Genomic DNA, 13,710 nt, shown 5'->3' on the forward strand with positions numbered 1-13,710 from the left:
ACGTAATAAGACAGGTGATCTCATGGGCCTTTTCAGCAAGAAATACATTTATGTGGATGACTGCTTCCTACATGGTCAGCATCCTTATACCTACAGGACAAATGACAGCAGTATTGCTATCAATACTGTTGTGATGGTTCCTGCGGGAAATGAGATCAAGCCTGCGATTGTTACCGGAGTCCGGGTCTATAAAGAAAAGGATGTGCCGATCCCGCCGGAGAAGCTTAAAGAGATCATTGGCAAGGCTGACCGCGCCAACAGGAAGCTGTTTGACGGCGTTGATATGCGGATGCCGATGGATGTTTCCGTTAAAACGGTGCAGACTACCAATGGCCATGCCGTTGTGGTGACAGACAAGCTGGAACGCCAGCGTATGAAAGAACAGCTTGGAAAGCGTAAAGATATAAAGCTGATTGAAACACAGCCGGTATCGAAAGCGTATAGTGTCATCTCCCGTGATGATGCCGGGAAACCGGTTCGGCGCGGGTATTGGAAGGTGCAGGAACACTTGAACGGAGAAGTGACTTGGCAATGCTCTCGCTGCAAAAGCATCTTTTCCTGCCGGGAAGCGTTTTGCCCGAAGTGTCATTCGGAAAACAAGAAAACCAGCCATGATCCGGTGTGGGTTGATGAGATTGAAGCGTTTGATGCAATGATGAATGACTGAGGCGGAAGGATCGGAATACAGGAATGCCTATGAAACAGCCAAAGAAAAAAGAATACGAGGAATTCCAGCAGTACCTCTATAACAAAGCTCACGGCTATATCTGGACACCGGACACGCTGGAACTGATATGCAGCGTGAACGATAACGATTCGGAGCGGATAGGCAAACAGCTGCTTGAAATGCGGAGGAAGCTGCGGAATGAACACGTTGCCCACATGTCGAGCGATAAACACAAGAACTATGTGATCCGCAGCCTCCGCAGGGACGAAACTGATCTGCTGAAGGACTTCCTGTATGAAGCAATCTTCATACCGAAAGGCGTGGAGCCACCGGCACGGGATATCATTGAGAAACCGGAACTGCGCGTGTACACCGATGATTTCGGTACTCGGAAGGGCGACAACTGCCTTGTTGCGGACTTCTGCGGCAAAGTGGTCGGTGCGGTCTGGACGCGGATCATGGATGATTATGGTCATGTGGACGATGAAACGCCGTCCTTTGCGATATCTCTGTATAAGGAATACCGCAGGCAGGGCATCGGATCACAGCTTATGGTGAAGATGCTTGAACTGCTGAAATGGCAGGGCTTTGAGCGTGCATCCCTGGCGGTACAGAAAGCAAACTACGCTGTGAAGATGTACACAGACCTTGGTTTTAAGACGGTCAGTGAGAACGCCGAGGAATACATCATGGTGTGCGAACTATGAGCAATGAATTGATAGAGAATATTGCCAAGCTTCATACGACGGAAATGGGCGCGAAACGGATCATGAGAAACCTTGAACTTGCCAACGATGATGCTGTAGCGTGGTGCCGTTTGAAGATATTGAATAAAAATGCAGCCATAGAGCGTCAGGGAAAAAATTGGTATGTTCTGATTGATGATTGCGCCATAACGGTAAACGCAAGCAGCTACACGATTATTACAGCACATAGAAAGCGGTAGTGTCAAGTCATCTATGAAAACCCAGAGCCAAAGAAAAAGGCTCCAACGAACCTTGAAAATCTGTAGATATAGTCTGCTGAAGGCTCTCCGAGGGCTTAGGGCGCTGCCCTAAGAACCGGCAAGGGACTCGTCCCTTGACCCGGATCCTGGGCTCCGCCCAGACCCGTCCTCGCCGGAAGCAGGGAAAGGCGCAGCGGCCCCTTTCCCTTTACAAGAGGATCATCCGTGAACCTTATGTCAAGGGACTTTCGCGGCATATCCTCGCGGCTGAAGCCGCTCCGGTATTCCGCGGTTCCCTTGACAACGGTTCCGCTCTCTGCTTATCCGGCAGCCTCCTGCATCTTTTTAATGGTCTGCTGGCCAAGGAAGATCAACAGCTGCCATTTTCCCGGCATGTTTTCGCCGTTTGCAATGATGTCATTACGAACCGGCGGCTGGAATTTATGCAGTTTATGCGGCCGCAGAAAGTTGTAGTAAGCCACCCATAGCGCGAGGTCGTAGTTGGCACCATCGTAGTTATTGAAGCCGTTAGTGGGGCGATAGGAGGTCTTATAAGTGCGGTTGAGACGTTCGATCATCTGCTTATAAGGCCGGAATTCCGTAGAAACAGCATCATCGTTTGTAAGGCCGAGGACCTGGGTAATCTCAAACTTGAACTTCTCACCAAACTCATGGAAGAATTGCTGGGCGGCGAGAGGATAGGCACTATAACCATCCGCGATGAAACGGAAGTTCCCGGGAAGTTTTTTTAGATGCTGAAAGGCCATGCGCATGGCCATGATGCAGGGACCGACACTGCGGCTGTCAGATACCTGATAGCCGATCACAGCCCGGGTTGCCGCATTGATGATCAGCCAGATAAAGCCTTTGATGCCGCGGACTTTGATGTAAGTCTCATCAGCAACAAAGGCAGAGCCCTTTTCGTAAGGGTATGTATCAACAAACGGTTTCACGCAGACGGCGGCAGTCTTACAGTAGTTGGCAACCATCTGGTGGGATATGGAGATGCCGTGGATGTCCTTCAGGGCCTGCACGGTTTTGCGTAGTGACAGGCCGAGATTCACCCGGTAGGAAAGACACAGGGACATGATATAAGCATTGTTTTTGCTGAATTTCAGCGAGGACGCATTCTTCGGCAGGGTGGTGATGTCCATCTTGAAGAAATCGATCGTGAACTCACGGTAGATGTAATGCAGCTTATACTTGTTTTTACCATAATCCTCGTCCAGATCTGCCCTGTCAACCTTCTTAAGGTTGTGCAGGTAGTAAGGGCATTTAGGATTCACGCATTTATGGATGATGAAGTGCTTCCGGTCTTTCTTACGAACCAGCGCATGGGAGCAGTAAGGACACTTGAGGGAAAGGGTTTTGGAGAAACGGTTCTCATCTGGCGAAAAGAGGGTTCCGCAGACCTTGCACATCAACTGGCCGGCTTTGCCGTTGTTACGGTACAGGTAAGGCTGAGGCGCTTTGCAGGCGGGGCAGGTGCAATGCTCCGGGATATCGCACTCAGAGCGGCGGCGGACAGGCTGAACGGGTTTTCCGTATTTCCACGCGTAGTAGCGATTGAGATCCTGCCAGTCCCAATCCTGGTGATGGTAGATGATCCTGGGAAGCTGGTCCACCTTGAATTTCTGATACCTGGGGGAATGGGAATCATCAAAGGTCCACTGCTTAAGCGGGATATATCTGCAGATAAAGTTAACCAGCCAGCAGTTTTGCTGATAAAGCTGATGGCACAACTGAAGAAGATAAAGTATAATGTTCACGAGCATTGCCTCTTTTGTGTAGTGAAGGTTTGGTCGCTGACATTATACCAAAAAGGGAGGACAATGCTCTTTTTATTTGCACCTCCCGTAAAATCAAGAGATTCGCACTATAAACAGGTGGTGAATTTGACACTACCTAGAAAGCGGAGGAGGACATCAAATGACGATTGAAGAAGTCCTTTCGATGAACGAAAAGCAGATATTTGACCGCAAGAGCATTCAGATCAAGCCTGTGGATCTCTCGGATACCATCTGCGCTTTTGCCAATGCGGACGGCGGCACGATCGCCATTGGAATATCAGATAAGCACCGAAGAATTGAAGGTGTCGATTATCATGAAGAGCAGTTGAATGAAATCCTGCGGACGCCGATAGATTTTTGTAATCCGACGGTTCCGATAACCACTGAGATGGTGGAATGTATCAACTACAAGGGGCAACCGGATCATGTGCTTCTGATGCACATCGAAGCCAGCCCGATGCTTCATGTCAATCAGGCGGACGAGGCATTCCTGCGTGTCGGAGATAAAAGCAAGAAACTGGAATTCAATGACCGCATGGCGCTGATGTATGCCAAAGGCGTGCGTTATTATGAGGACGAGCCTGTTGCAGACGCCACCATAGACGATCTCGACATGGAATTTGTGAGAAGCTACTGCAAGCGTATCGGATACACAAAGTCTCCTGAGGAATATGTCCGGGAGAATAAAAAGTTCGTTACGGTAAAAGGCGGAAAGGATCAGGTTTCTGTCGCAGCGATCCTGTTGTTCGGAAAGAATCCGCAGCTGTTTTTCCCGCGTGCATTTATTCGCTTTATCCGTTACGATGGCACAGAGGCAAAGGTTGGCAAGGACATGAACGTGGTCAAAGATGTGATCTTTGAAGGCCGCATTCTGGAACAGGTAGAAAAGGCGGTCGATTTCATCAAGATTCAGATGAAGGAGAAGACATATCTCGGCCACGACGGCATCTTTGTCACAGAGGAAGAATACAGTGAGTTTGTCCGCACCGAAATTGTGGTAAATGCGGCCACACACCGCGATTATGGGATCAAAGGCACAGACATCCAGATCAAGATGTTTGATGACCGGTTGGAAGTGGATAGCCCTGGCACTCTTGCCGGCATGGTGAAGAAAGAAAACATCCGCTATACCCACTTCTCCCGGAATCCGAAAATTGCCGCGTTCCTGAAGGATTATGGATATGTGAAGGAATACGGCGAAGGCGTTGATCGGATGTGCAAGGAGTTGGAGGCTATCGGCCTGCCCGATCCTGTCTTCAACAACAGTACCTTCATCCTCAAAACGACGGTGATGAGCGCGGACAGAGATCAGCGGAAAGTGGAAAATGCAAGGATTGAACCTGAAAACGCGAGGATTGGAGAAGAAAACGCGAGGATTGAAGTGCCGAATCCGTGGATTACAGCAAAAAACACATGGATTGAACATGTCAAAAGTCTGCGCGAAAATGGGATGATGACGACCATCACATCTGCTGCCATCGTTTCAGTACTGGAGGATCTCCGAGAAAATCAGGTGATTGGCACACAGGATGTGCAGAAAATCCTTGATTGCAAGGAATCCAAGGCACTTAGAATAATTAACGAGATGAAGAAGGCTGGTATCATTATCGCGGTTACCGGTCAGGGTAAAGGCAGGTATATTTTGAATTTATCGCAATGACACGATTCGTATCACTGATGTGACGGAGCGATTCTTTCGCTATTCATTACTTTCCATTATGATCTCTTTGACCGCAAGCCAAAGAGAAAGGATGGATTGAAAATGAAAGATATCAGGAAAAAAGAATTGCTGTCGGGAATCGTGTTGTTATCGGCCTTCGTCTTATGGACCATGCTCATTCAGCTTGTTGATGTGCAGAATGTAGGCCAGAACGGAACGTCAGTCGGGTTTGCAACGTTCAATGTGTGGTTCCACAGGATGACAGGCGTCCATATGCTGATCTATACGATTACAGATTGGCTTGGCCTTGTCCCAATCATCGTATGTATGTGCTTCGGTGTGTTGGGATTTGCGCAGCTGGTAAAGCGGAGAAGTCTGCTGAAGGTCGATCCCGACATCCTGCTGTTAGGCGTGTATTATGTGCTGGTCATCCTGGGATATCTGTTGTTTGAGATGGTGCCGATCAATTTCCGGCCGATCCTGATAGACGGAAATCTGGAAACGTCCTATCCGTCATCGACGACCCTTCTGGTGTTGAGTGTGATGCCGACGCTACAGTATCAGGCCGACCGGAGAATCAGAAATACAGCGGCAAAGCAAGCAATAACAGTATTTGTGCTTGCGTTTTCAACGTTTATGGTGATCGGGAGGCTGATCTCAGGTGTACACTGGGCTACAGATATTGTCGGCTCCGTCTTCCTAAGCTTCGGTCTGTATATGATCTACCGCTTCGTGACCGATTATGTCGGTCAAAGGAAAATGCACCGGCAGTCGGAGGCATCATATGGAGTTCAGTGAAAAACTACAGGAACTACGGAAGAGCAGATCTCTCACACAGGAGGAGCTTGCCGAGGCATTGTTTGTCTCAAGGACAGCCATTTCCAAGTGGGAGTCCGGCAGAGGATATCCGAGCATTGAATCGCTTAAAGAAATCTCCCGGTATTTCTCCGTAACGATCGATGATCTGTTCTGACGAAATGATCACCGTGGCAGAAAACGACAAAAAGGAGTTCGTCAGCAAGTACGTTTCGCTCATATGTAATGCGTTGGACATCCTCCTGGCCATCCTGCTGTTCATACCTGCTTTCGGGAACGGAGCGGCTTCTTCCGGGACAGTATCTTTGTTTGGACTGACCGAGATCAGCCCGTGGGTGAAGATCGTATTTATCGTAATCATCGGCATTACGATCCTGAACGGGGTCTGTGGTATGATCATTGCCAAGTTCAATAAACCGGTTTGGAACAGACACCGGCTCATTACGGGAATAAGCCTGTTAATACTTGCGGTCATCGTGTTTATAGCGACAAGGCAGCCGTATGCCGGCATCATATGTTTCTCGTTTCTGATCATAAAGGGCTATCTGATAGCCACAACAAAATAACAACACAAAGCAGAAATCAGGCTGCAAGGCTTTGATGATAAAGAAAAGAAGGAGAATTGCTGTTTGAAGACGTTTAGCAAATCAATGGAGATTGTGGCATAACCGGGAGGTTTGCCAACGATCTCGCAAGCCTCCCAGAAGGTTTATGATTTTACTTTTAGGAGGACAATCCCCAATGAATAGGGAAAACAAGAAAAAATCATTCGAGAAGAATTACTATAAGACACACCCATGCAACGAAACCTTTGTCTGTAAGGTCTGCGGAAAAACCGTTGTATCGACAGGCGCAGGGAGCGATCATCGGAACCATTGCCCGTACTGTCTCTCCAGCCAGCATCTGGATAATGAACCGGGAGACCGGGCGGCAGACTGCGGCGGCGTGATGGAGCCGATTGCGGTATGGGTAAGGAAGAACGGCGAATGGGCCATCATCCATCGCTGTAAGGCATGCGGGGCGTTAAGCTCCAACCGTATCGCAGCCGATGACAATCCTATGAAGTTGATGTCGCTGGCAATGAAGCCCGTCTCTTCTCCTCCATTTCCGCTGGAGCGGATCGAGGAAATGACGCGGCTGATGGGTGGCGAGGGAGAACTGAAGTGGTAATGTAACCAGTGGAGCCGGTGCGTCTCATTGGCGTATCGGCTCTGCCTAATAAACATCGGCGGGCAACTAATACACAGTAAGGAGATCGAATCATGACACTGGAAACTGAACGCCTTATCCTGCGTCGCTGGGAGGACAGCGATGCGGAGAGTTTATACGAATACGCGAAAAACCCGGATGTCGGTCCGATCGCGGGATGGCCTGCTCATCAGAGCATTGAGGAAAGCTGGGACGTGATACAGAATGTCTTTAACGGCAAAGAGGCTTATGCTGTTTGCCTGAAAACCGATAACAAAGCCATCGGCGCAATCGAATTGAAGCTGAACGGTCACACAGATATGACCGAGCGTGATGATGAATGCGAGATGGGCTACTGGCTGGGGAAGCCGTTTTGGGGTCAGGGTATCATGCCGGAGGCGGTAAAGGAAATGCTCCGTCATGCCTTTGAAGATTGCGGAATGACGAAGGTCTGGATCGGCTATTATGAAGGCAACACCAAATCGAAACGTGTCCAGGAGAAATGCGGGTTCCGCTACCAGTGGAAATCAGAAGGCGTAGATGTACCGCTGATGCATGAAAAACGGACAGGCCATGTAAGCAGCATGACCAAAGACCAGTGGCAATGGGACAGGCTGTACGCCGCCGCCATCGCAGTACGAAACGAACGCAAGATTTCAGATTACATCACCTGCGGCGAGGTTTCGGCAGCCATTCTTTCAAGATCAGGGAAGATTTATACAGGCGTTTGTATCGATACTTGCTCCACGCTGGGCATCTGCGCAGAGCGGAATGCCATCTTTAACATGATTACAAACGGAGAACAGGAAATCGACAAGGTGATCGCCATTTTACCGGACGGTTCCAGTGGCGCACCCTGCGGAGCCTGCCGTGAACTAATGGTTCAGCTTATGCCTGGGAAATACCAAAGCATCCAGATCATGATGGATTACAAACAGGAAAGAATCATGACTCTGGGTGAACTGACGCCTGAGTGGTGGATTAAGTGAGGGGGCTGCCATGAAGAGAAAACTCGGCATCGCACGATGCGGATTAGCCTGCTGTCTGTGTTCCGAAAATGTCGCCTGCAAGGGATGCAAGCGTGACGGTTTTCTGGAACTGTCCTGGTGCAAGGATGCGGAGTGGTGCGAAAACCGGAAATGTGTAATTGAGAAAAAACTGCTCGGCTGCTATGACTGCAATCCAGCTGATTGTCGTAAGGGGCTTTACGCTGAAAAAATAAAAGCACGGGCCTTTGCAGAATTCGCCCGTCGATATGGTCTTGAGGAACTGCTGGACTGTCTGGAACGCAACGAGCAGAACGGTATCGTGTATCATCGGGAAGGAATCATGGGCGACTATGATGAATTTGATGATCTGGAAGAACTGATTGACTTTATCAGAACAGGAAATCGGATCAAAACTTGCGAGGGGTGAGAACAATATGAGCAGAACGGAAAATGTCGAACTGACAGTATTGTGTCTCATCACAGATGGAGACAAAATGCTCCTTCAGAACAGAACGAAAAACGACTGGCAAGGATATACTCTTCCGGGTGGTCATGTAGAGCCGGGAGAATCATTCGTTGATGCGGTGATCCGTGAAATGAAAGAAGAAACCGGACTGGATATAAAGAATCCGCATCTCGCAGGCGTAAAGCAGTTCCCAATTAACGATGGCCGGTATGTTGTCCTTCTGTTCAAGGCAACAGAGTACAGTGGAACTGTTCTCTCATCTGATGAAGGAAGGATGGAATGGGTGGAAAGCAATCGCCTGTCAGAGATAAACACAGTCGATGATTTTGAAGATTTGATGCGGGTAATAAACGATCCGGCTCTAACGGAATTTCAATACCTGGTCGATGGAGACACATGGACCGTCTCCATTAAGTAAATCGAGACTTTGAAAAACCTGGAGGATACAATGAATATACTTGTTAGAAATGCGAAGAAGACAGATTATCATGCAGTCAGAAAAATAATGAATCAGGTTCAGGAAATGCATGTGGCGTGGAGACCAGATATCTATAAATCCAATGAAAATCTCATATCAGAAGATATTTTCGATCTTATGATCAGTAGCGGAAATCTATATGTTGCGGATGTAGACGGAACTGTTGCGGGGGTTATGGAAGTAACATATAAGCATGTTGAAAGTCCCGCCCATGTTAGACGAGATGTGGTTTTTATTGAAAGTATGGCTGTTGACACAGACTTCAGGGGAAAAGGAATAGGACATCAATTTTTCGAGAAAGTTAAAGAATTGAAGACTGTTTCAGGTTCCAATGGAATAGAACTTCAGGTAAATGCAAAAAACATTGCCGCATATGAAATGTATAAGAAATATGGTTTTACAGAAAAATCAATAAACATGGAACTGCTGTGATATAGGGGATATGTACGAGGTATTTACAAAGGTTTTCTGAAGATGAAATCGGAATACAATGTAAAACGACAAATCGCTGTTTAACGAGGTAAAGCTATGGTGGAAATCACGCTTGTTCCTTTGACCGCAGATGATCGGGAGCAATTTATCAGAGATAATCAAGAAGCATTCAACTATGGCGCGTTGGAAGAGTTCGGTCTTCGCGACGAACATTTTGAGGAAGATGAACAGATCATCTCTCGTGAAACGATAGAACACTCCATTGACGGCGGCGAGGCATACCGGATCATGCAGGATGGCCACCCGGTCGGCGGTGTAGTCATAAAGGTGGATGGAGAACGTGGCAATCTCGACCTGCTGTTTGTGTCGCCCAATGCACACAGCAAAGGAATCGGCTATGCAGCTTGGTGCGCAGTCGAGCAGTTCCATCCGGAAGTGAAGGTCTGGGAAACCGTCACGCCATATTTCGAGAAGCGCAATATTCATTTCTACGTTAATCGCTGCGAGTTCCATATTGTGGAATTCTACAACAGCCATCATCCTGATCCGAACGATCCCGATGCCGAACAGGAAATGGATGAACAGTTTCCGGACGGGATGTTCCGGTTTGAGAAGAGGATAAAATAGACAACTCGGTATTTGCCTAAATAATCAAACAAAACGGCAAAAGCAACTTCAAGTTGCGGAAACGCAAATAGAGGTTGGTAGAAAAAACGCAGCTCAAGCTTTATGCTCCTTTTGTAAGGAGCTTCCTGTATGATTCAAATATAGGGACTTGAAAGAAAGCAGGTGAAAGAAAAGATACCTCAATGTAATATAAGGTTTGCTGACCCACGACAGTTAGCAAATCCATTACAAGAGAGGTATCTGATATGAAGTCTACCACACAGAACGCAAAGATTGCAGCTATTACGGAAAAAACTTTGATCCTTGGCATCGATGTAGGGAGTGAAACACACTTCGCACGGGCATTCAACTGGCGGGGATATGAATTCTCCAGAAAGCCGCTGGAATTCAGCAATACAGAGGAAGGGTTCGAGACGTTCCGAGCCTGGATCATGGAACTGAAGGAAAAGCACGGGATGGACAAGGTAATACCAGGCATGGAGCCGACAGGCCATTACTGGTTCAACCTGGGGAAGTTCCTGCAGGACAACGGGATGATCCCGGTGCATGTGAATCCCCATCATGTCAAGAAATCGAAGGAACTGGATGACAACAACCCGTCCAAGAACGACCGCAAGGATCCGAAAGTGATCGCTGGTCTGGTAAAAGACGGAAGGTATTTTCGACCGTACATCCCGGACGGTGTCTACGCAGAGATCAGAGCGTTGTCAGGACTGCAGGTGCTCGCTCAGAGCGAGATCACAAGACTGAAGAACCGGATCGCCAGATGGTTCAGCATCTACTTCCCGAATTATAAAGACGTTTACGGGAATGTCGGTGCGGTCAGCGGCCTGATGGTTCTGAAGGTGGCACCACTGCCGGAGGATATCGTAAAACTCGGTGTGGACGGTGTGAACCGGATCTGGAGGGATGCAAAGGTAAGAGGCGTCGGATTAAAGAGGGCAAAGACCCTGGTAACGGCGGCGGAGCACAGCATCGGAAGCCGGGAAGCACAGGAAGCAGCCAGGGTAGAACTTAAGATCCTGCTTGCGGACTATGAGATGCAGACGGCGAGGGAAGCAGAGCTGATGGCGCTGATCGAGGAAAAGATCACAGAGGTTCCGTATGTAGATAAGCTTCTGGAGATTAGAGGCGTAGGTTTGAAAACGGTGGTCGGGTTTGTGGCGGAAGTCGGGGACATTACGCGTTTCGATGATCCCAAACAGCTGCAGAAACTGGCCGGATATGCCATCGTGAAGAATGAATCCGGCAAACACAAGGGCGAGAGCCACATCAGCTACCGTGGCCGGAAGCGGCTGAGGTATGTGCTGTATGAAGCGGCGGTCAGCGTGGTGAGCCACAGTCCGGAATTCCGGTCGATCCACCAGTACTACACGACAAGGGAGAAGAACCCCTTGAAGAAGATGCAGTCGATGATCGCGGTGGCATGTAAACTGATCCGGGTATTCTATCTGATCCTGCAGACAGGAACGACCTATGACGCGGCGAAGCTGATGGGTGATATCCGGAGACCAGTGGCGGCATAAGCAGCCAAGACAACAGAGTAACTACTGCTTGCGGCCGGAGCCGGGCATCTGATCCGGCATCAGGGATCCGGTTCCGGTCACGAGCAGGTGACCGGCTCCCTTATGGGAGTGACGAAAGAAGAAGTTCATCAGGGGAACGTCCACCGAAAGGTGCTGGTGAACGGGAACTGGAGTCAGCAAACAACAAAGAATGAGCCAGTAGTCGGCAGGAATTATTTCCATAGGGCATGACCCTGATGAGGAGCTAAGCTGACACCCTGGTTATGGGCAGGCGGAACGAAGGAAGTGAGGACCCGGCGGGAAACCGAAGGTGATCCTGGTAGATACGGGAGGTGCGCTGCCATAGAGGGAAGGGTTATACAACGGCCATGAATATCGGAACAAGTGACGTTCTGATTCGTATACCCAAAACACCTCTATTCTCGTACCAGATACTCTGAGATGCCCATCCTTCCGGCTCATTTAGCAGAGGTATAACGTTGAAAAATCCTTGATTTTCAAGGAAAAATGACTTGACTTTATAGGGAGGTTGTTGCAAGAGCGAAAGAGAATCTGGGCGGTTACGGAAGAAAAACAATTCTTTTTATTGATGAAATCCATCGGTTCAATAAGGCACAGCAGGACTATTTGCTGCCATATGTAGAAGACGGCACGGTGATTTTGATCGGCGCGACAACAGAGAATCCGTATTTTGAAGTGAATGGTGCGCTTCTTTCAAGATCGAGAATTTTTGAACTGAAGCCGCTGTCGAAGGAAAATATTCTTACGTTGATCCACCGGGCCTTCAATTCCGACAGAGGAGTAAAACCATACAACGCAGTTATCACGGAGGAGGCGGCAGAATTTCTTGCCGATATCGCGGATGGGGATGCCCGCGCCGCGCTAAACGCCATAGAACTCGCCGTTCTTACCACAGACCCTGGAAGCGATGGAAAGATCCATGTCACACTGGAGGTGGCAGAGGAATGTATACAAAAGAAGGCAATCCGTTACGATAAGACCGGGGACAATCACTACGATACGATCGCTGCTTTTATTGAGTCCATGTGCGGTTCAGATCCGGATGCGGCTCTTTATTATCTGGCCCGCATGCTGGAAGCGGGAGAGGACGTGAAGTACATTGCGCGCAGAATGCTGGTAGCTGCATCGGAAGAAGTCGGCAATGCCGACCCGATGGCCATCTGTGTTGCAGCATCGGCGGCAATCGGCGTGGAGCGCGTTGGTATGCCGGAGGGCAGAATCATTTTGGCGCAGGCGGCCTCCTATATCGCTTCCGCTCCAAAATCCAATTCTGCTTATCTCGGCATTGAAAAAGCATTGTCGCTGGTCCGGAAGACGGGAAATCTGCCGATTCCATCCTACCTGCAGGACTCCAGCTATAAAGGGGCAAAAAAGCTTGGTCGTGGTGTCGGTTACAAGTATGCGCATAACTATCCGAATCACTGGGTGGAGCAGCAGTATCTTCCCGATGAGATCCGTGAAGAACAAATCTATGAGCCGAATGATATCGGACACGAGAAAGACATCAAGGCTTATTTCAGAAAAATCGGAAAAAAACCGGAGAGATACGCTTACGTTGACCCGTCGCTTTCGGGAAAGCCCGAAAAACCATGGGAAGATTGATCATAGAGATAAAGCAGCCTGCAAAGGCAAAGAAGCAATGATTGGGCGCGATGAGATATTCGTTCAAAAGGATCAAGAGGATATATGCTGCAGGGATCAGCCATTCTTCGCGGAAGAAAGTGAAATGAGCTTTCAGGGCATGCGATAAGGGAAGAATGCAGTGGGACTTTTAAAGAATTATTTCAAATGATTGACTATTCGCCGCTTTCCGTTGAAAAAGCAAAGAAATATAACAAGGCTATAATAGGCAGCGGACGCTGCAAAGTGCAGCAGCGCGATGTGCCGGAGCTGCGGTTTGCGGCAAATCGTTTCGAACTCGCCACTGCCTTTGGGACCATCTACTTTTGGCAGGGGCTTGAAAGATGCTTTGTGCAGATGGCTAAGGTTCTGAAGCAGGGAGGATATTTCCTCATCTGCAACATGTAGAAAGACGATGCTGTTTTGGCAATTAAGAATGCGAACGCTGCGACAGGAGTTGAATGGCTCCGCGTTGCAGCTCACA

General features: G+C 48.7%; 16 protein-coding genes and 1 pseudogene. 16 read left to right on the top strand and 1 reads right to left on the bottom strand.

All coding sequences use genetic code 11. From position 1 onward, the window contains the following. The first annotated feature begins 22 nt into the window (after positions 1-22). From G4C92_RS11610 to G4C92_RS11620, 3 genes are all read left to right on the top strand, one after another. Positions 23-667 carry a hypothetical protein gene (locus tag G4C92_RS11610; RefSeq protein ID WP_274940007.1) on the top strand — a complete coding sequence of 215 codons (645 nt, stop codon included), beginning with the start codon at positions 23-25 and terminating at the stop codon, positions 665-667. A gap of 215 nt (positions 668-882) precedes the next feature. After that, positions 883-1,374, top strand: coding sequence for a GNAT family N-acetyltransferase (locus tag G4C92_RS11615; protein WP_274942005.1), 492 nt, complete (start codon positions 883-885; stop codon positions 1,372-1,374). Next, the gene (locus G4C92_RS11620; RefSeq protein ID WP_274940008.1) at positions 1,371-1,613 is read left to right on the top strand and encodes a DUF3781 domain-containing protein; all 243 of its coding nucleotides are present in this window, start codon (positions 1,371-1,373) and stop codon (positions 1,611-1,613) included. Before G4C92_RS11615 ends, G4C92_RS11620 begins: the two co-directional genes overlap by 4 nt. Positions 1,614-1,933: 320 nt before the next feature. Here the strand turns inward: G4C92_RS11620 and G4C92_RS15115 are convergent, their stop codons facing one another. Further along, positions 1,934-3,382: a DDE-type integrase/transposase/recombinase gene (locus tag G4C92_RS15115; protein WP_274940009.1), complete on the bottom strand. Its 1,449-nt coding sequence runs from the start codon at positions 3,380-3,382 to the stop codon at positions 1,934-1,936. Positions 3,383-3,542: 160 nt separating this feature from the next. Between G4C92_RS15115 and G4C92_RS11630 the strand changes: the two genes are divergently transcribed. The 13 genes and pseudogenes from G4C92_RS11630 (at position 3,543) to G4C92_RS11695 (ending at position 13,634) form a co-directional block, all read left to right on the top strand. Continuing rightward, positions 3,543-5,063 carry an ATP-binding protein gene (locus G4C92_RS11630; RefSeq protein ID WP_274940010.1) on the top strand — a complete coding sequence of 507 codons (1,521 nt, stop codon included), beginning with the start codon at positions 3,543-3,545 and terminating at the stop codon, positions 5,061-5,063. Between the two features lie 102 nt (positions 5,064-5,165). After that, a complete protein-coding gene (locus G4C92_RS11635) occupies positions 5,166-5,861 on the top strand; it encodes a phosphatase PAP2 family protein (RefSeq protein WP_274940011.1) in 696 nt (231 codons plus the stop codon). Next, positions 5,848-6,036 carry a helix-turn-helix transcriptional regulator gene (locus tag G4C92_RS11640; protein ID WP_274940012.1) on the top strand — a complete coding sequence of 63 codons (189 nt, stop codon included), beginning with the start codon at positions 5,848-5,850 and terminating at the stop codon, positions 6,034-6,036. Before G4C92_RS11635 ends, G4C92_RS11640 begins: the two co-directional genes overlap by 14 nt. Before the next feature lie 13 nt (positions 6,037-6,049). Continuing rightward, positions 6,050-6,445, top strand: a complete 396-nt coding sequence (locus G4C92_RS11645; protein WP_274940013.1) for a hypothetical protein — start codon at positions 6,050-6,052, stop codon at positions 6,443-6,445. A 175-nt stretch (positions 6,446-6,620) separates the two neighbouring features. Further along, positions 6,621-7,049 (top strand): RNHCP domain-containing protein, encoded by a 429-nt coding sequence (locus G4C92_RS11650; protein ID WP_274940014.1) that lies wholly within the window; start codon positions 6,621-6,623, stop codon positions 7,047-7,049. 92 nt (positions 7,050-7,141) lie between these two features. Next, complete coding sequence (locus G4C92_RS14980; RefSeq protein ID WP_330654712.1) at positions 7,142-8,056, top strand: GNAT family N-acetyltransferase; 915 nt, start codon at positions 7,142-7,144, stop codon at positions 8,054-8,056. 10 nt (positions 8,057-8,066) lie between these two features. Beyond that, entirely contained in the window at positions 8,067-8,483 is a 417-nt protein-coding gene (locus G4C92_RS11665) for a DUF3795 domain-containing protein (RefSeq protein WP_274940015.1), read from the top strand. 7 nt (positions 8,484-8,490) lie between these two features. Continuing rightward, a complete protein-coding gene (locus G4C92_RS11670) occupies positions 8,491-8,940 on the top strand; it encodes an 8-oxo-dGTP diphosphatase (protein ID WP_274940016.1) in 450 nt (149 codons plus the stop codon). Between the two features lie 30 nt (positions 8,941-8,970). Then, complete coding sequence (locus tag G4C92_RS11675; protein WP_274940017.1) at positions 8,971-9,432, top strand: GNAT family N-acetyltransferase; 462 nt, start codon at positions 8,971-8,973, stop codon at positions 9,430-9,432. A 96-nt stretch (positions 9,433-9,528) separates the two neighbouring features. Then, positions 9,529-10,059 (top strand): GNAT family N-acetyltransferase, encoded by a 531-nt coding sequence (locus G4C92_RS11680; RefSeq protein ID WP_274940018.1) that lies wholly within the window; start codon positions 9,529-9,531, stop codon positions 10,057-10,059. Positions 10,060-10,304: 245 nt separating this feature from the next. Further along, positions 10,305-11,585, top strand: coding sequence for an IS110 family RNA-guided transposase (locus G4C92_RS11685; RefSeq protein ID WP_274940019.1), 1,281 nt, complete (start codon positions 10,305-10,307; stop codon positions 11,583-11,585). 525 nt (positions 11,586-12,110) lie between these two features. Then, positions 12,111-13,208, top strand: a pseudogene (locus tag G4C92_RS11690) (replication-associated recombination protein A); the annotation flags it as partial. Positions 13,209-13,394: 186 nt separating this feature from the next. Then, on the top strand, positions 13,395-13,634 hold the full coding sequence (locus G4C92_RS11695; protein WP_274940020.1) for a class I SAM-dependent methyltransferase: 240 nt from the start codon (positions 13,395-13,397) through the stop codon (positions 13,632-13,634). The last annotated feature ends 76 nt before the right edge of the window (positions 13,635-13,710 follow it).

This window comes from Chordicoccus furentiruminis (assembly GCF_019355395.1).
Lineage (GTDB): Bacteria > Bacillota > Clostridia > Lachnospirales > Lachnospiraceae > Chordicoccus > Chordicoccus furentiruminis.

Bases quoted from the DNA above. Each gene is read 5' to 3' on its own strand.
- G4C92_RS11610 (WP_274940007.1), top strand. From the start codon at position 23: ATGGGCCTTTTCAGCAAGAAATACATTTATGTGGATGACTGCTTCCTA.
- G4C92_RS11615 (WP_274942005.1), top strand. From the start codon at position 883: ATGTCGAGCGATAAACACAAGAACTATGTGATCCGCAGCCTCCGCAGG.
- G4C92_RS11620 (WP_274940008.1), top strand. From the start codon at position 1,371: ATGAGCAATGAATTGATAGAGAATATTGCCAAGCTTCATACGACGGAA.
- G4C92_RS11630 (WP_274940010.1), top strand. From the start codon at position 3,543: ATGACGATTGAAGAAGTCCTTTCGATGAACGAAAAGCAGATATTTGAC.
- G4C92_RS11635 (WP_274940011.1), top strand. From the start codon at position 5,166: ATGAAAGATATCAGGAAAAAAGAATTGCTGTCGGGAATCGTGTTGTTA.
- G4C92_RS11640 (WP_274940012.1), top strand. From the start codon at position 5,848: ATGGAGTTCAGTGAAAAACTACAGGAACTACGGAAGAGCAGATCTCTC.
- G4C92_RS11650 (WP_274940014.1), top strand. From the start codon at position 6,621: ATGAATAGGGAAAACAAGAAAAAATCATTCGAGAAGAATTACTATAAG.
- G4C92_RS14980 (WP_330654712.1), top strand. From the start codon at position 7,142: ATGACACTGGAAACTGAACGCCTTATCCTGCGTCGCTGGGAGGACAGC.
- G4C92_RS11665 (WP_274940015.1), top strand. From the start codon at position 8,067: ATGAAGAGAAAACTCGGCATCGCACGATGCGGATTAGCCTGCTGTCTG.
- G4C92_RS11670 (WP_274940016.1), top strand. From the start codon at position 8,491: ATGAGCAGAACGGAAAATGTCGAACTGACAGTATTGTGTCTCATCACA.
- G4C92_RS11675 (WP_274940017.1), top strand. From the start codon at position 8,971: ATGAATATACTTGTTAGAAATGCGAAGAAGACAGATTATCATGCAGTC.
- G4C92_RS11680 (WP_274940018.1), top strand. From the start codon at position 9,529: ATGGTGGAAATCACGCTTGTTCCTTTGACCGCAGATGATCGGGAGCAA.
- G4C92_RS11685 (WP_274940019.1), top strand. From the start codon at position 10,305: ATGAAGTCTACCACACAGAACGCAAAGATTGCAGCTATTACGGAAAAA.
- G4C92_RS11695 (WP_274940020.1), top strand. From the start codon at position 13,395: ATGATTGACTATTCGCCGCTTTCCGTTGAAAAAGCAAAGAAATATAAC.